The sequence below is a fragment of the uncultured Veillonella sp. genome (assembly GCF_934230905.1).
In the GTDB taxonomy this organism is placed as follows: domain Bacteria; phylum Bacillota; class Negativicutes; order Veillonellales; family Veillonellaceae; genus Veillonella.
Window position 1 is genome coordinate 1 of the sequence record NZ_CAKQFJ010000022.1, and the last position, 16989, is coordinate 16989.

Genomic DNA, 16989 nt, shown 5'->3' on the forward strand with positions numbered 1-16989 from the left:
TATGAGGCAGCTAATAGCAAAGTTGAGTGGGATAGTCGAAATAATCGACGTGAAACGATGACCGGTGTAGATCAAGGTCGTATTGGTGGTGCTGGTGAAACAACAGTAGTTGCAGGCCGAGATATATCTATGGCGGCGGGCATTATTACTTCTGATGTAAATACGCATGTAGCGGCTGGCCATAATGTAACGATGAAAGCCATGAATGCTACACATGAACTGGAAGAACATCGTTTTGACAAGGGCAAATCTGGCGGTGGACATTCTCAAACGACGGAGTCTCATGACCTTGTTAAAGCTCAATCATCTGTTGGTAGTAGCATTGAAGGTAAGAACATTTCTGTTGTAGCCTCTGATGCTGTACAACTTGAAGGCAGTCAACTATTAGCGGCAGACACAGTGAAAGTATCTGGTGATACGGTTGAATTAAATACGGCGAAGGCAAATAGTACAGTCAATCATGTGTATCTAGATAAAAAGAAAAGCTTTGTCAAACGTGAAAGTACCAATGCTGTTGATGATGCAACTACTACAGTTGTAACAGGCTCTACAGTAAGTGGTAAAGATATACAGCTTACAAGTGCTCAAGATGTAACCGGTCAATCTGCTCAAATTATAGGTGAGAATGCCGTATCTGTTACCGCTGGTGGTAAGGTAGATCTTGGTGCAGATAAAGCGATTACAGATGGTACCAGTGTATATCGTCATAAGAAATCTGGTTTGCTTGGTAGTACAGGAATAGGCTTTACTATAGGTAAAGAGAAACACAATATAGATGAAACTAACCATGAAGAAACTACTGTACGAAATACAATTGCCAGCACGAAAGGTAATGTTACCGTCAAAGCGAATGATAGAGTTCACATTACAAGCGCAGATATTGTTGCTAAAGAAGGCGCTGTGTTAGATGGATCTGCGGTTATATTAGATGGTAATGTAAACCATAATCACATGAGTCACGATGAACGCTATAAGAAGACGGGGCTTACCGTATCCTTGGGTGGTGCAGTGGTTGATACGCTTACTAATGCAACTCGTACTATAAAACAAGCGGGTAGCCGTGATGATAAGCGTTTAGCTGCACTTGAACTCAATGAAGCACGTCAACAATTGCAAGATGGCTATGCGGCGGTAGATAAAGCGGTTAAGGGCGTCAAACTTCGTGATCCTGATGGTAAAGTATTAAAAGACACAAAAAATCATTCCCGACGCGGTCAAAAAAATATTGACGATGCTATTAATTTGTCTGTGAGCATTGGTAGCACGTCAAGGAAGCAAGGACAAGTAGTAGATACAAATACATATCAAGGTGGTACTCTTGTTAGTGATAGTGAAGTACAAATCAAGGCTCGTGATGCTCAGCAAAGTGGTATTGGTTTAACTGGTGAAACAGTACAAGCAAAAAAACTAGTATTAGATAGTGCTAGTGATATCAACCTTGCAGCGGGCAAAAATACTGTAGATGTTAAGAATACCTATAAAAGTTCTGGTTGGAGCGTAGGTGCTGGCATTAGTTTGACTGGTGGTGGTCTTCTCGACATTAATGCAAGTGGCAATATGGCTCGTCAAAATGGCGATATCCATCAAGAAAACTATGTACCAACGACGATTAAAGCCGCACAATTAGCACAACTTAAAGCAAAGCGAGATACTACTATTATTGGTTCTACTGTATCTGGTAAGAAAGTTGAAGTTGATACAGGTCGAGATTTACATATGCAAAGCTTACAAGATGTAGATAACTTTAAAGAACACAGTAAGTCTGCTGGCTTCTCTGTTTCCTCTAAACCTAATTTCAAGGATCCAACTGGTAGTATAAGTGCTAGTGTAGGACGCATTGATAGTAAATGGAAAAGCGTGACTCATCAAGCCGGTATTTTTGCTGGCGAAGATGGCTATGATATTCATGTAGGGAATGGTACTACATTAGAAGGTGCCGTTATTAAAAGTGAAGCTCCAAAAGCTAAGAATACATTGACTACCAAATCTCTTAAGATGAAAGATATCCAAAACGAAGCCGAGTATACATATAGCAACAATGGGATTGGCTATAACTACTATGGTAGTAAAAAGAAACTTGAAGAGATGAAGACCAATGATAAAAAAGGCTATGATAAGATCTATAATAATATCGGTCTAGTTCCAAATTTAGGCTTAGGCTCTAAAGGTAAAGCAAGTTCGACTACTCAATCTGCTATTTCTGATGGTATACTAACTGTAGATGGTAAACAAATTGATACTAAGACAATTAATACCAATACCGAAAATACATTGCATCAACTAGATAAGATATTTGATAAAAAGAAAATTGAAGAACGTCAGGAACTAGCACGTTTATTTGCTAAGAATGCATTCGAAGAAGTACATCGTTTAAGTGATAAATATCATTGGAAAGAAGGCGGTCCAGAAAAAGTAGCTTTGCATGCTGCAATAGGTGAGATTACTGCGCAATTGGCAGGTAATCCAAATGGATCTGGTGCTATGGCGGCAGGGATTAATGAGTTAGCTATTAAAAAGATTATTGATAAGGTGGGAAAAAAGCATCCGGATCAAGCACAAATATTAAGTGCCGCTTTAGGTGTAGTGGTTAATAAAGTTTTGGGGAAACCCTCTACAAGTGGTGGTGCTGTATCTGTACTTGGTACTAAATTTAATGATCAGAAAAATGGTGATAATTCAGAAGGTATGTTTGCGACATTTGATGATGCTGCCAATGCCGCTCAGCAAAAAATAGCTGAGGAACAAGAAGGTCAAGAGTTTGATATTTACAGTGAGGATGTTTATGGTCCTGAATATAAAACTGAGGCTATAACTAGTAACGCTCCAGTTTATTATGCTGCAAAATTAGGGATAGAGTCTGCAAAGGTAACTGAAGAATATAGGTTGGCAGGAATATTACTTGAACAAGCTCTCACAGGGGCCGGGGATACGCATTTTTATGAAGGTTCTTTAGCGTCTCAACGGCTATCGAATGATTATAATACTAGATCCGAATTATATAAGGCTGGTAAAAGTATTCCCGTTGGAACAACTCGCCCTTTTTATATAAGTGTTGATACAGATGATGGTGGAAATCATTATGCCTTTGGTCGCATTAAGTTAGTTGCGAATATATCTCATAACTATGATGGTTCAGTGAGTGCAAGCGGATATGGTATTGATAATTATGATTTTAATAATGCTGGGTCTAGCGGTATTGGAAATTTAATTGCAACATCTGCTTATGAGTTACAACGATGTGGATTGTTAAAACCTTATGTGTATACGGTAGATTTTAGTGTGAGTATATATGGATAGAATTATATATTATATAAAAATTTTTTTTGAGATTGTAATCACTATATTTAAAGTTATTACAAACGTTGTCCTAGGATATATAGGCATTGGGCTTTTATTAATCCTTCCCTTAATAGGCTGGTCTGGGTATGAATATTATACATACCGGTTTGTTATTGATGGACAATATAATGTGATTAGTGATCAAAAGACTCCTTATCACTTGATTACTAATGGACAGTCAATGGTAATAATAGATAATATTATTTACGCTTATAGAACGGGTTTATTTTTGGTTATTGATCAATCTAGTAATAATATAAAAGTTTATGTAGATAATCAAATTGATTTTGAGTTCTATATGAAGTTAAAGCGAGAATTTTATGGAGATTTAATTACTATTGCATCTATAGAATCAATAGCTTTGTCGGATAGAGACTATGAACAATATCTTAGATTAAAAAATATAAAAACTAATTTTCCAAGACAAGGAGTTAAATTCGTTTTATGATAAATATTTAATGATGAGTAGTAGCCATAATTTTGTGTAAACGTGTTTTATTCTCAACTGCCAAATATATTTTTTAACTGGCTAAATGTCGGAAGCGATACCGTTATGGTGTCATCCTAATATTTAGTTGTACGCCGGATAGGCATGATTAAGGGGCTGCAACTAGAATGCGATAAAACCGGATCCTGTTACAGCCCCATGATTGTAGCCCTTTTACTACTAAAATGATTTTTTACCTAATGTAGGGTGGCTACACCGTTTTAATGTTAGCGTATCAATCATATGAACCGCTTCGTCCAATGTAAGGTCCTCACGTTTTGTAGGCGTTTCGAGAACTGCTAACGGATGGTCTGTGCCCACCTCGCCGGATGGCAAATAGATATATTCTTGATTGATTGTATCGCCAAAGATATAGCCTGCTTGTAAATGCTCTTTATGGATGCGACTCATAATGCTCCTTTATAAATGTATGATGCACATTTGAATAGTATGTCAGTTATGCATCATAGGAATTCAATTATAGTATTTTTTGTATCTTAAATTCTGCATAGTCTGCAGAGACAAGTTCTAATTTAGTGGTTCCAAATGTTGAAGGAATCCGTTTGAATGAAATCTGGTCATGTAAATGGCCAAATATACATATATCTACATGATAGCGCTCCATAAGGTCTGTAAAGCCTGATGGGGCGTTATTTTCATTGAATGGTGGATAATGTAACAATAGAATGCGCGTTATAGGTGGTGGTTCACTGGTATTCTCTGTTTTAGCATGTTCCTTTTGCAACGCTTGGATAGCGTGCTCCATTTCTTGTAATGCCGCTTCGGTACGCATAATTTCTCTGTCATAGATAGATTGATCCGTATCCGGTTTAAAGTTAGCATCATCAGGGCAAATATATCCTCGTGTACCGCCAAAGGCCAAGATAAGCTGACTTTCACCTTGAGTATGTTTACTATTTTCAGCATCATCATTAGAGTCCTCATTTGTATTGAGATTAATGATGCGGGCTGTACCATGACCTTGTATAAAGTTAATACTATCGCCCATGGCTTGTTTCATTTTATTTGCCGATGACCACCAATAATCGTGATTGCCACGAATCATAAATTTTTGACCTGGAAGGCTGGCGATTTCGTTGAGGTCGTATAGTGCGTCATTGAGGCGTAAAGCCCAGCTCATATCACCTACAAGAAAGATGATGTCCTCATCGGTGACGGTGGACAGCCAATGTTCTTTTATACGTTGCCAATGATTGTCCCAGTGGGGGCCAAAAATATTCATTGGCTTCGTAGGCGGATTACCCGATAGATGAAGGTCTCCAATGGCGTAAATATTCATATATATCCTTACTAGAGCCCTCTAATCTACAGAGCTTGTAGCAGAGGATTCTTATTTTAATGCAAAATAGGGTGTAATATTGTGTAAAATTTTTGCAGCTCGTTCATCATTGCATGTTTGTGGAATTTTATAGCCCACATAGAGGGGTGTTGTAATGTAGCGAGGAACTACCTTAATATATTCGTAACCATCTTCTAGTTGATAGAAGAAATAGTTGTACGATTGAGAAAATTTGGACAAGCTATCTAACACATAGCGTATGGTTTGTTGTAGACGCATGGCGATGGAACGGACCGGCGCATCAGGTTTATATCGTAAATTATATTCAAAAAAACCAATGATGGGGTGTTTAGATAAGGTAATACGGACGTCTTGATCTTCGTGCAATAGCCAACCTTCCATGTTTTTAACCGTAATATCTTCGTGGTAATCGTAATTGCGTAAGCCTATAATTTGGCTGTGTGGATGGCGAATGGAACCGCCAGACATGGGACCGTGGTTTTTAAAGAAGAGAACAGATTTAAACTCTTTTGTAGAAATCGTTTCGTGCCATCTATCTAATCCGAATTGAATAATACGTGTTGCATCATCAACAGATAAGGTAGATAATTCACCTTGGTCGCCTTCTGTTTCGACGATAACCGTAGGCCACGTGTTCTGCAAAACAGGGTATTTGTTCATGAGCCATATGATATGACCATCTTGCGCTAAAATATCTGTTAACTTTGACCGGTCGCAGAATGGACAGCGCACACTATTGTCACGCATATTTACTGGTTTTGTACGGCCTAAAGCAATGTCAAAAATAAGTGGTTCGTTCATGGTGCGCCTCCTTTCTCTTTCATACTTTTAATCATACCATAAATGACGGTATTACACATGAAATAATGGTATAATATATTAATAATCTTTACCAAATTATAGGAGGTCTTATGAAACCTACAACCTTGGTATTTCCCATAGATGAACAACACAGAATTTTGCTAGGTCGTAAGAAACGTGGCTTTGGTGCCGATAAATATAATGGCTTTGGTGGTAAAATCAATGCTGGTGAAAGCTTTCGCCAATGCGCCGTTCGTGAACTATATGAGGAATCGGGCATTCTTGTTAATGCCGATGATTTAGAGTGCGTAGCCCTTTTTGACTTTCAGTTCCCTTATGATGAAAGTCTAACCCATGTGGGCTATGTATATTTTGTGCGTGTTACCGATGTAAAGCCTATTGAATCAGACGAGATGGAACCACATTGGTTTGCATTGGCCGATGTGCCTTATGAGCATATGTGGGAAGGGGACCGTACGTGGCTTCCTATGCTATTAGAGGGGAAGTTGCTAAAGGGACCTATCCGATTTGGCCCAGATAACAGTCATGTAGAGAACATGCGTTTAACAGAGGTCGACACAGTCATGGAAAGTGAACTGTTAGCGCGCATTGATTTATATATTAATGAATAGAGTATAGTGAAAGTATAGGATGTGCTTTCACATATACCTATATTGAGGAACTATGAAAGAGATGAAGAACCCAAAGTGGGTGCCGCAGTTGTTGGCGTGGTATGATGTAAATAAACGGGATTTGCCGTGGCGTGACTGCGGTGACCCTTATAAGGTGTGGGTATCTGAGGTAATGAGCCAACAGACCCGCATTGAGGCGATGAAGCCCTATTATGACAACTGGATGCGTTTGTTTCCTACATTAGAGGATTTGGCAAAGGCCTCCGAAGATGAAGTAGTGCATGCTTGGCAAGGTCTTGGCTATTATAGCCGTGCTCGTAATTTACGCCTTGGTGTGCAAGATGTGGTGAAGAATTACGGCGGTGTGGTTCCTCATAATCGCAAGGATATGGAGTCTTTGAAGGGCGTTGGTTCTTATACGGCTGGCGCTGTGCTATCCATGGCCTATGGCGAGCCAGAGGTGGCCGTTGATGGTAATGTGTTGCGTATCTATGCCCGTTTGTACGGCATATTCGATGATATTTTGAGCACAAAGGGCAAGAAGGCCATAACTGCTATCGTAGAGGATACATTGCCTCATGATAGACCAGGCGATTTTAACCAAGCCTTGATGGATTTTGGTTCAGCCGTATGTATTCCTAAGATGCCACGCTGTGGTGAGTGTCCTATTGTCAATATGTGTCATGCGTACCAACATAATGTAATGGATCAATTGCCTGTGCGTATCAAGAAAACGAAGGTTGTTGATGTGCCTGTCTTTGTTGGTATCCTTAGTTATGGTGACTATTATTTACTACATAAACGCCCTAATCGAGGCCTCTTGCGTTCTATGTGGGAATTTCCCTCTGTAGAAAATGCTGATTCCTATGATGCGGCAGAGTCTGGTTTGACTGAACTTGTAGGAATGTTGGGATTTGGACTATCCTTGCAACCGGTTATTGTGAAAGAATTAACTCATATATTTTCACATCGCAAATGGTTTATGAAGGCCTTTCGAGGCGATTTGCAGTATGAAGGAGCCCATACATCAATCGAAGCGATACAAAAGCAATTACCGAAAGATTGGATGCTCATCAAACGGGAGGAATTCGCCGATTATGCTTGGGCGGGACCTCATGGTAAATTGACAGAATTATGTCCTATTATAGAATAAATTAATGAGACTAAAACTGATTTTGTCTCAATGTATTAGCTATTACTTGATATACAGTTAGGAGCGTATATGCAATTAATTATAAATATTGTGTTTCTCGTGGTGCTAGCCATAGCCTTTTTAGGCTTTTGGGGATTGTACCTGTATTTATGGAAACCGAAAAAACTATGGCCTGCGTGGCTAGCCTATATTTTGGTAGTCGCTGGTTGGTTTTGCGCGGTGCGGTATTATTTTCTATACCAAGTTAACCTATACGGAACACCCTGGTACGAATGGCTTAACCTATTTAGAACGGAAAGCTATGGCATAGTATTCGCCATATTCTTGTGTATACCAGTTTTCATTGTATTGGCCTTACTCTATGCACTGGTAAACCGCATCTCCCATAAGGTTCCCGTCGAAGAGCGGAGAGGTCGCCGTGCCTTCTTTAGAACCGTAGGCACTCTTGTACCTTTGGCTGCTATGGGTGGTGCTGGCTATGCTGCCTATGAAGGTCAACGAGAAATCGTTGTGACCCATGAAAGCTTTGGTTATACTAATCTACCGCCAGGACTTGCAGATTACAAGATTGTGCAACTCAGTGATATCCATATTGGGCCAAGCATCGACCTAGATGACTTTGACGAAATTTTGCGATTAGCACTATTAGAACACCCAAATCGCGTTGTCATTACCGGTGATCTTATCGATAAGATACAATGGTTACCTGAAGTCTGTGATCGCTTAAAGGTATTTGCAAAACAAATTCCAGATGGTGTAGACTATATCCTTGGTAATCATGAATTCCATCATGATGTCAATAAAATCGTCGATGATATTAAAACAAAAACGCCATTAAACGTACTGATTAATGACAACATCCAAATCATGGGTGGTAAACAACCTGTCTATATTGCTGGCGTATCCTATGACAATGAACGGCGTAGAGAAAACCGTGAAGCCATGATTGATAAGGCCTTGTCTGGAATCCCTAATAATGCCTTTGTTATTTTGTTGGCTCACCATCCAGAATTCTTTGATGAAGCTATCGAACGCAATGTGCCATTAACCTTGTCCGGGCATACCCATGGTGGACAAATTATCCTCTTTGGCATGCCTTGGGTACCGATTGGTACACCATATGTAAAAGGACGCTATACAGAGAAAAATAGCGTATGTTACGTAAATAATGGATCTGGACACTGGTTCCCTATTCGAATTAATTGTCCACGAGAAATTACGGTTATAACGTTTTTCGACGGTGTAGCTTAGGCAGTGGCTTTGCTATATTAATAGCTATAAAACTTATAAGATATTAGAACTAAATAGGACGCTATAGTCTAATCTTCAGTAGTATATACTGAAGGATTTAGAACTATAGCGTCCTTTTATATTCCGTTCATTTGAGGTATAAGAGGATGTTATAGATATGTTAAAGAGATGCGAGCGGTTCTATTTCATGCGAACTGCTTCGGCAAATTCGTCTTCGGTCATGAGTTTTTCTTCCAAGATGATTTCTTTGATAGAGCAACCGCGTTTGTACGCTTCTTTTACGACCTTAGCACTCTTGTCGTAGCCGATGTATGGTGTTAAGGAGGTAGCAATCATAAGTGATTGTTCTACGAAGAATTTAAGCTTTTCCGGTACAAATTCTACACCGTCGATGCAGTGTGTAGTGAAGGAATTCATCGCATCTGCGAGGAGACGACAGCTTTCAACAAAATCATAGATCATGATAGGCATGTACACGTTCAATTGGAACGCACCGCTGCCTGCACAAAGTGTCATGGTTGTGTTGATGCCGAATACTTGGGCACATACCATAGCAAGGGCTTCACATTGCGTAGGATTAACCTTACCTGGCATGATGGACGAGCCTGGTTCGTTTTCAGGTAGATGCCATTCGCCATAGCCACAGCGAGGACCAGAGCCTAAGAAACGGACATCGTTCGCGATTTTGAATAATGTAGTAGCCAATGTATTAAGGGCGCCATGAGCCATCATGAAAGCATCTTTGAGGGATAGGCCTTGGAATTTGTTATTCTTAACGCGGAATGGAGCGCCTGTTACCTCTGGCAATACAGTTTCCATAACGTCTAGATATCCCTTAGGTGTGTTCACACCTGTACCAACGGCAGTACCGCCAAGGGCAACGTCGAGTAGGTAATCAGCGTTTTGAAGGAGCATAGTTTTTGCCGTTTTTAGGCCATCTACAAAGGCGCTAATTTCTTGGTCTACCATGATGAACGTAGCATCTTGTAGGTGCGTACGACCAACCTTTTGCAAGCCTTTACCTTTTTCTTGCAATTTTTCGAAGGATTTAATAAGGCCGTCCAATGCAGGAATTACGCGTTTTGTAATTTCAAAGTACCCGCAGATATGCATTGCTGTTGGGAATGTATCGTTTGTACTTTGGCCGCGGTTTACATCGTCGTTAGGATGGAGCGGGTTGTTTTCATCTAACTGTTTAGCCCGGTGAGCGATTACCTCGTTCACATTCATGTTTGTTTGTGTGCCAGAACCTGTTTGGAATACGGTTAATGGGAATTCATCATCCCATTTGCCGTCCACGATTTCATCTACTACTTGAGCGATGAGTTTCGCTTTTTCCTCAGTTACTGCGCCACATTTTGCATTGGTTAAAGCACATGCTTTTTTGACAAGCGCAAGCGCTTTGATTTGTTCAATAGGGATGCGGTGGTCACCGATCTTAAAGTTATTGAACGAGCGTTGCGTTTGAGGTCCGTAAATTCGTTTAGCGTCGACTTCGACTGGTCCCATTGAATCATATTCAATTCTTGTTTCCATAATGTTTACAACCTCCTTAAAAGACATGCCGACCTTATCGTCGGTTCCTCTTTATTATATACAGAAAAACGGAAAAATATAATAGAAAATGATAATAAATAACAATTAGATATAATTAACGGGGTATAATTACCTTTATACATAGTATTTTATTGTCAACATTGCTTTAACACGATAAAATGAATATAGCTTATAGTTAGTTTTATAATTTATAAGAGGAGGTAAGTACTTATGAAACACGATTTTATGAGCCATGACCTTCACTTGCCGGAACTTACGTTGCGTGGGATGGTATTAGGGGCATTAATTACCTTAATATTTACGGCATCTAACGTATACTTAGGTTTGAAGGTCGGGTTGACATTCTCGTCATCCATCCCGGCGGCCATTATTTCAATGGCAATCTTACGTTTCTTCAAGGATTCTAATGTTCTTGAAAACAATATGGTACAAACGCAAGCATCTGCAGCTGGTACCTTATCTGCAATTATTTTTATTTTGCCAGGTCTTTTAATGCTTGGTTATTGGCAAGGTTTTCCTTTCTGGCAAACATTTCTAATCTGTGCATGCGGTGGTTCTCTTGGTGTATTATTTACCATTCCATTGCGTCGTGCTATGGTAGTGAATAGTGACCTACCATATCCTGAAGGTCGTGCGGCAGCCGAAATTTTGAAGGTTGGATCTCATAGTGGTGATGTAGCTCAATCTGGTTCTGGTATGAAAGATATCGTATCTGGTGGTGCTATAGCTGGTATTATTAGCCTTTGTGCTAACGGCTTTAAAGTTCTTGGTGACAGCATGAGTTTCTGGCTTCCTGTAGGTAGTAAAGGGATTACTCAAATTCCTTTAGGCTTTTCTACAGCGTTGTTAGGTGCTGGTTATCTTATCGGTATCGCTTCTGGTATCGCTATCCTAGTAGGTGTTCTTATTGCATGGGCTGGTTTTGTACCATACTTAACTAACATGCTTGCACCAGATGGCGGTGCTACTGCTAAATTTGCTATGGCCGTTTGGAAATCAAAAGTTCGTTTTATCGGTGCTGGTGCTATTGGTATCGCAGCCATTTGGACATTGATTACCTTAATCAAACCTATTATTGAAGGCATGAAAATTTCTGTTAAATCTATGAATAGTAGTGCTGCTGAACGCCAAACTCATCGTATGGACACTGATATGAGTACAAAGTCTGTATTGATCGTGCTCGCCATTATCCTTATTGGTTTGGTAATTACGTTCTGGGACTTCGTATCCGCTGTACCTATTAGTGCAGGCTTGATGTGGACTCTTGTCATAGTAGGTGTTATTGTAGCTTTGTTAATTGGTTTCTTTGTAGCCGCTGCATGTGGTTACATGGCAGGCCTTATCGGTACATCTGCATCTCCAATCTCTGGTATTGGTATCTTAGCAACAATTATTTCTTCTTTAGTGGTTTATTTCATCGCTTCTGAAAATAATTTGTTCGCTACAGAAGCAGGTGTTCAATTTGCTACAGCTATGGCTATCTTCATGACATCCGTAGTTATTGCTATTGCATCTATTTCTAACGATAACTTACAAGATTTGAAAACTGGTCAACTCGTTGGTGCTACACCTTGGCGTCAACAAATTGCATTGTTACTCGGTTCCGTAGCCGGTGCTGTTGCGATTGCTCCAGTTCTTAACTTGTTATATCAAGCATATGGTTTCACCGGTGCGTTACCTCGTGCTGAAATGGATCCTAATGCAGCATTATCTGCTCCACAAGCAACATTGATGACTACAATTGCTCAAGGTATTTTCGATTCTAGTATGGATTGGAATTATATCTTGATTGGTGTTTGTGTTGGTGTAGTAGCTATCATTGTTAACTTGATTCTTAAGAGTACAACTGCTTCCTTAACATTGCCTCCATTGGCTGTTGGTATGGGTATCTATTTACCTCCAACATTGGAAGTGCCTTTAATTGTTGGTTCTTTCATGAGCTATTTCGTAGGTCGTTATCTCCTTGCTCGTGCTAAAATGCGTGCTGGAGAATTAGCTGAATACGATGTAGAACAATCTAATCGTCGTGGCGTTTTGTTTGCGTCCGGTTTGATTGTTGGTGAAAGCTTGATTGGTGTAATCATAGCTGTTATTATTGTATTGTCAGTTACAACTGGTGGTGGAGAATCTCCACTTCAATTAGTAGGTCCTGAATTTGAAAGTACAGCTGGTTGGTTAGGTCTACTTGCTTTCATTTTCGCTGCATTCTATCTAATTCGTCGTGTTGTAACTCACAAATTTGATAAAGCAGAAGCTCTTGCTATGAAGGCAGAGCAAGAACAAGCAAAGTAAGAGGTTAACCATGAAATTAAAACAGACTGTTCTCATCATGATGGCAGCCGCATTGCCACTCACATCTATGGCCGCCGCTAGTGAAACGATTCCTGTCACAAAGGATACTGGTGCAGTAGTAGCACAGAATAATCGTTACGATGTGACATATCGTCTTTCTAGTACAGCTACGCCAGAACAAAATAAAAAAATGCGTTCTGTAGCGAATAAAACTGACCGTGGTACTATTGAAGTAGTAGCACCCAATGCAGATCGCTATATGGATCGTAAAGAGGTAGGTGTATCTCCTGTAGATGCAACTACAGATCATTTGAATCTCGTATTCCCAGAGGTTAAATCTGTTAGCCCTATCGTTGAAAAAGCTATTAATACAACGATTAAAAAATACGTTTCTAAGGTTCAAAATGACACTCAAAAAGTAAACGAAAAAGAATCCAATAAAACAAATGTCATCATGTATTATGATGTAAAAACAGATAAAAATGGTATCTTTAGCGTTTTAATTCATACCTATACAATGCGTGATGGTGATGCAAATGGTGTCAATTATGTAAAAGGCTTTACGTTCAATACTACAACGGGTCGTCAATTATCCTTGTATGATCTTGGTGGTTTGAATAAGAAGGAACTTGTTAATGCTATTAATAATAATCAACAAGTGAAAGATGCAGTTGGTACGAATGCTACATTTGATAAGATGCCATCTGAGTTCTACACAACTGAAGATTATTCTGTAGTGATGATTCTTCAACAAGATGTGGATACAAACCATAGTGCTGGTACCGTATATGTACCAGTTGGTAATTTGCGCGATCGTCAAAATGATGTAACTAAATAACAAAATTAACAAAACTAACAAAACTAACTATATGTATTTGTATTGTTAACAATACAAGGTGCATAGCACCAAAAAAGGGTTAAACAGACTGTTTTATGTGGTATAGAACTTAATACTTAATAGAAATCCCCTCCGCAAATAAGCGGAGGGGATTTTCTATCTAACGGATTATTTAGTTGGTTTTAATGGTAATGGAAATTGTATTGTTGTAGATGGCTTTTCCTCAGGCGGTGTTTGAACAATTACCTTTTTACCAAATTTCTTTTTAAATGCTTTTACTGTTCCATCTTGTACAGAATCAGCGGTGATAATTAAAACAGATGCATCATCATTTGGTAGAATACTAATGATTTTACCTTTAGGTTCTTTGCTTTGATACATGGCTAATGCATCAGATTGGAAATCTTCTAATTGAGCTTGTGTTAATTTACCTTGGCCTACAATTAATGCCATATTAAGTTGTGGATCATGGGCCTCAGATAAAGCGGTATTCACTGCATCAAATTGCTTTTTATCTACTACTGTAACGTGCAACTTACCTTCTTTCCAGAAAAGAGCACCAGCATTTCTGAATTGTGTAAAATCTTGGCCAAAGTGAAGGGCATGACTAATGATAGATGCTGTTTTTCGTTCTACTTGTTGGCGGTAGAGGGCATTATGAAATGCTAATGCTTGAGGTGTTTGTGTCATGCGATAGGAAATTTCAGCTGCTTCGGCACGAGTTACGTATTTTTCAGGGTTAAACATCGTACCTGGTGCGTAATTGGTAAATCCTAAGTAGCCTAGTTCACGAACTGCATCTTGTGCCCAAGGAGCTACAAATTTTTGATCGCCGTAGGCCACTTGATCCAGTACAGTTGGGTCATCAGTTGTATAACCTAAATAATGTAAATAGTTATCTGCTACAACAGCAAATTCTTGGCGAGACATAAATTTTTCTGGTTTATAGGTTTCATCACCATAGCCAGAGATAATATTTTTTCGAGCTACTGATTCAATAGCTAGTGCAGACCAACGATCAGAGGTGATATCTTTAAAATGACTAGAAATAAATGCAGCTTCACCATCATCGGTAATATTGTTAAATAAAGAAGCCACTTCTTCACGTGTCATTGGTTGATTAGGGCGGAATGTACCATCAGCATAACCCTTCATCAATTTTGCCTTGGCTACTGCACTAATGGATTTAGCAGCCCAAAAGTCACTTGGTACATCAGAAAAAATGTAAGGTCGCACATCTTGTATGTTTTTTGGTGAGGTAACAACACCAGTACGTAACTGTTGGTTGACCACGGTATTATTTGTTCTAGCAGTAACTTGTGGTGTTGTAGTTGTGTTTACACTTGGTTGCGTTGCATTAGTTGTTGCATTGTGTGGCATTGTGTTCGCAGTGGAAACACTGGTTGGTGTTGCAGCCAACGCCATGCCGGATGTAGTAAGTAAAGCGGACAGGATGAGAGCCCGTAATGTGTGTGTTGTTAACTGTTGCATACATATCCTTCCTAATCATGTTGTGAATATACCAAAAACAGCGTTAGAAAACGCTGTTTTTATAGTTGTATTGGTACATAAATATATTAAAATTTTATCTCGTTGCTGTTAGCGTTTTACAGTCATTTTAACCTTGGATCCAAATACTTTGGAAATACCTTGTTGTGTTTCTTTGCTTGCAGTGCTAACTACAGCATATAGTTGATTGTTTTCAACATCTGGGAATACAGCAATGATATTGCCACCCTTTTCGTTTTTGCTATAGTAGTTACGGAAGTTAGATTCGATAACATCGTATTCAGTTTGACTGTATTGGGATGGTTCAACAACTACATAGTTATTAATTGTAGCATTGCCTTGGCTTGCCAAGTTAGCTTTTACTGTATCTAAATCAGCATTAGATTTTAATGCTACATGTAATTGGTTATCTCTCCAATACATAACACCATAGTCTTGGAATGCTTCTGGTGTTTTATATGTTTTGTTAAGTTGAGTGAATACATTATTTTCTAACGTTTCTTGTTGTTTTGGTTCTAGAGGTTTTAACGTACTACGACGTACTGGACGTACAATGCGTGGTGATTGTTCTTTAGATTCGGACACTTTGTCAGCTTTTTTTGGTTTAGCTTCTTTTTCTACTTTTTTAGCATCTGCTTTAGCCTCAGTATCAGCTTTTTTTGCATCTGTTTTTGCAGTAGTGTCTACTTTTTTAGCATCTGTCTTTACGTCTTTAGCGACTTCTTTTTCTACGGCTTTAGTTTTATTTTCAGCTTTTGAGGCATCTTGCTTTACATCTTCTTTAATAGTAGTAGCCTTGTTAGAAGTAGGGGCTGTTTCTCCATTTAAGATGCGGTTCAAGATTGTTGCGGCTTGCGCACGTGTAACAGGTTGTGTTGGATTAAAATCTGTTGTTGCACCGGAGGCTACATAACCACGTTGTGCCATATATTCAATATCAGCTACATATGCTTTGGAAATGCTAGCACTGTCTTTGAAAGTAACCTTTTCAGCTTTTACAGGTGCATTAGGTTTGATTTTCTTTACCAAATTAGCTGCAGAAGCAACGAATGCTTCTCGATCCATTGCTTTAGCAGGACCGAATGTAGTTTTGGTTGTACCATCCATAACACCAGCAGCACTCACTAATTTAATAGCTGTGTTGGACCAACGGTCGCTTTCAACATCAGAATAAGAAACGCCGTTTTCTTTTGTTATTAAATCAGCCAGTTCTTGTTCGTTCATATTATGTTGCAAAACTTTTCCGTAAATGGCAGCTGCCTGTTCGCGAGTGATACTCTTACTAGGGCGGAATGTGTTATCTGCATAACCGGATAAGTAGCCGGCTTCTGTCATAGCTTGGATAGCATCACGAGCCCAATTATCCTTTGTATCTGGATATACACCTGAAGGTAAGGTTTCTTTAACCTTAGCCGGTGCCTCGGATTTTTGGTTTGTTGCCTTTGCAGCCGTTGTAGATTTATCTGTTGTTGCATGTTTAGCAGCTGGTGTTGCTGTAGTTTTAGAAGTCGCTGTGGAATCAGTTTTTACAGTTGTTGCTTTTGCGTGAGTTGTTTTAGTCGCAGTTGTAGCGTGTGTAGCTGTTTTAGCATTTGTTACAACTGCTGTTTTCGTCGTTGTTGTAGTTTCTGCATGAGCCATGCCGAATGTAGATCCTAGCGCCAATGTAATTGCTAGGGATAAGGACAATTTATTGAGTTTCATGAGAAAGCTCCTTTCGAATTATGTTTATATACATAAATTATAGCACTTTTATGAAATAACCACTACTATAAGAAAATGTAATATATAAGAATAAAATTTAGATGA

At 39.2% G+C, this 16989-nt stretch carries 13 protein-coding genes; 7 read left to right on the plus strand and 6 right to left on the minus strand.

Annotation, left to right across the window (positions count from 1 at the left end; all coding sequences use genetic code 11):
* Together Q0E20_RS06925 and Q0E20_RS06930 are read left to right on the plus strand one after the other, a co-directional pair.
* Positions 1–3297: hemagglutinin repeat-containing protein (locus Q0E20_RS06925; RefSeq protein WP_295998211.1), on the plus strand; the 3297-nt coding region annotated here is incomplete at its 5' end.
* Positions 3290–3787, plus strand: coding sequence for a hypothetical protein (locus tag Q0E20_RS06930; protein ID WP_295998214.1), 498 nt, complete (start codon positions 3290–3292; stop codon positions 3785–3787). The genes Q0E20_RS06925 and Q0E20_RS06930, both read left to right, overlap by 8 nt.
* 219 nt (positions 3788–4006) lie before the next feature.
* On the opposite strand, the gene Q0E20_RS06935 is transcribed toward Q0E20_RS06930, so the two are convergent.
* From Q0E20_RS06935 to Q0E20_RS06945, 3 genes are all read right to left on the minus strand, one after another.
* Entirely contained in the window at positions 4007–4237 is a 231-nt protein-coding gene (locus tag Q0E20_RS06935) for a hypothetical protein (protein WP_005378024.1), read from the minus strand.
* 67 nt (positions 4238–4304) lie between these two features.
* On the minus strand, positions 4305–5126 hold the full coding sequence (locus tag Q0E20_RS06940; protein WP_295998217.1) for a metallophosphoesterase: 822 nt from the start codon (positions 5124–5126) through the stop codon (positions 4305–4307).
* Positions 5127–5177: 51 nt separating this feature from the next.
* Positions 5178–5948, minus strand: coding sequence for a DUF4931 domain-containing protein (locus Q0E20_RS06945; RefSeq protein ID WP_295998220.1), 771 nt, complete (start codon positions 5946–5948; stop codon positions 5178–5180).
* A 110-nt stretch (positions 5949–6058) separates the two neighbouring features.
* On the opposite strand from Q0E20_RS06945, the gene Q0E20_RS06950 reads away from it, so the two are divergent.
* The 3 genes from Q0E20_RS06950 to Q0E20_RS06960 all read left to right on the plus strand — a co-directional run bounded on the left by Q0E20_RS06950 (position 6059) and on the right by Q0E20_RS06960 (position 8984).
* Complete coding sequence (locus Q0E20_RS06950) at positions 6059–6580, plus strand: 8-oxo-dGTP diphosphatase (RefSeq protein WP_295998222.1); 522 nt, start codon at positions 6059–6061, stop codon at positions 6578–6580.
* A gap of 52 nt (positions 6581–6632) precedes the next feature.
* Positions 6633–7733, plus strand: a complete 1101-nt coding sequence (mutY, locus tag Q0E20_RS06955) for an A/G-specific adenine glycosylase (protein ID WP_295998226.1) — start codon at positions 6633–6635, stop codon at positions 7731–7733.
* Positions 7734–7802: 69 nt separating this feature from the next.
* A complete protein-coding gene (locus tag Q0E20_RS06960) occupies positions 7803–8984 on the plus strand; it encodes a metallophosphoesterase (RefSeq protein WP_295998228.1) in 1182 nt (393 codons plus the stop codon).
* A gap of 180 nt (positions 8985–9164) precedes the next feature.
* Here Q0E20_RS06960 and Q0E20_RS06965 read toward each other — a convergent pair whose 3' ends face one another.
* Complete coding sequence (locus tag Q0E20_RS06965; protein WP_295998232.1) at positions 9165–10520, minus strand: lyase family protein; 1356 nt, start codon at positions 10518–10520, stop codon at positions 9165–9167.
* A gap of 231 nt (positions 10521–10751) precedes the next feature.
* On the opposite strand from Q0E20_RS06965, the gene Q0E20_RS06970 reads away from it, so the two are divergent.
* Both Q0E20_RS06970 and Q0E20_RS06975 read left to right on the plus strand, forming a co-directional pair.
* Complete coding sequence (locus tag Q0E20_RS06970) at positions 10752–12833, plus strand: OPT family oligopeptide transporter (protein ID WP_295998237.1); 2082 nt, start codon at positions 10752–10754, stop codon at positions 12831–12833.
* A gap of 10 nt (positions 12834–12843) precedes the next feature.
* A complete protein-coding gene (locus Q0E20_RS06975) occupies positions 12844–13671 on the plus strand; it encodes a hypothetical protein (protein WP_295998240.1) in 828 nt (275 codons plus the stop codon).
* 168 nt (positions 13672–13839) lie between these two features.
* Here the strand turns inward: Q0E20_RS06975 and Q0E20_RS06980 are convergent, their stop codons facing one another.
* Positions 13840–15162: an S-layer homology domain-containing protein gene (locus Q0E20_RS06980; protein ID WP_295998242.1), complete on the minus strand. Its 1323-nt coding sequence runs from the start codon at positions 15160–15162 to the stop codon at positions 13840–13842.
* 108 nt (positions 15163–15270) lie between these two features.
* Positions 15271–16884 carry an S-layer homology domain-containing protein gene (locus Q0E20_RS06985; RefSeq protein WP_295998245.1) on the minus strand — a complete coding sequence of 538 codons (1614 nt, stop codon included), beginning with the start codon at positions 16882–16884 and terminating at the stop codon, positions 15271–15273.
* Between the last annotated feature and the right edge of the window lie 105 nt (positions 16885–16989).

Bases quoted from the DNA above. Each gene is read 5' to 3' on its own strand.
- Q0E20_RS06930 (WP_295998214.1), top strand. From the start codon at position 3,290: ATGGATAGAATTATATATTATATAAAAATTTTTTTTGAGATTGTAATC.
- Q0E20_RS06935 (WP_005378024.1), bottom strand. From the start codon at position 4,237: ATGAGTCGCATCCATAAAGAGCATTTACAAGCAGGCTATATCTTTGGC.
- Q0E20_RS06940 (WP_295998217.1), bottom strand. From the start codon at position 5,126: ATGAATATTTACGCCATTGGAGACCTTCATCTATCGGGTAATCCGCCT.
- Q0E20_RS06945 (WP_295998220.1), bottom strand. From the start codon at position 5,948: ATGAACGAACCACTTATTTTTGACATTGCTTTAGGCCGTACAAAACCA.
- Q0E20_RS06950 (WP_295998222.1), top strand. From the start codon at position 6,059: ATGAAACCTACAACCTTGGTATTTCCCATAGATGAACAACACAGAATT.
- mutY (WP_295998226.1), top strand. From the start codon at position 6,633: ATGAAAGAGATGAAGAACCCAAAGTGGGTGCCGCAGTTGTTGGCGTGG.
- Q0E20_RS06960 (WP_295998228.1), top strand. From the start codon at position 7,803: ATGCAATTAATTATAAATATTGTGTTTCTCGTGGTGCTAGCCATAGCC.
- Q0E20_RS06965 (WP_295998232.1), bottom strand. From the start codon at position 10,520: ATGGAAACAAGAATTGAATATGATTCAATGGGACCAGTCGAAGTCGAC.
- Q0E20_RS06970 (WP_295998237.1), top strand. From the start codon at position 10,752: ATGAAACACGATTTTATGAGCCATGACCTTCACTTGCCGGAACTTACG.
- Q0E20_RS06975 (WP_295998240.1), top strand. From the start codon at position 12,844: ATGAAATTAAAACAGACTGTTCTCATCATGATGGCAGCCGCATTGCCA.
- Q0E20_RS06980 (WP_295998242.1), bottom strand. From the start codon at position 15,162: ATGCAACAGTTAACAACACACACATTACGGGCTCTCATCCTGTCCGCT.
- Q0E20_RS06985 (WP_295998245.1), bottom strand. From the start codon at position 16,884: ATGAAACTCAATAAATTGTCCTTATCCCTAGCAATTACATTGGCGCTA.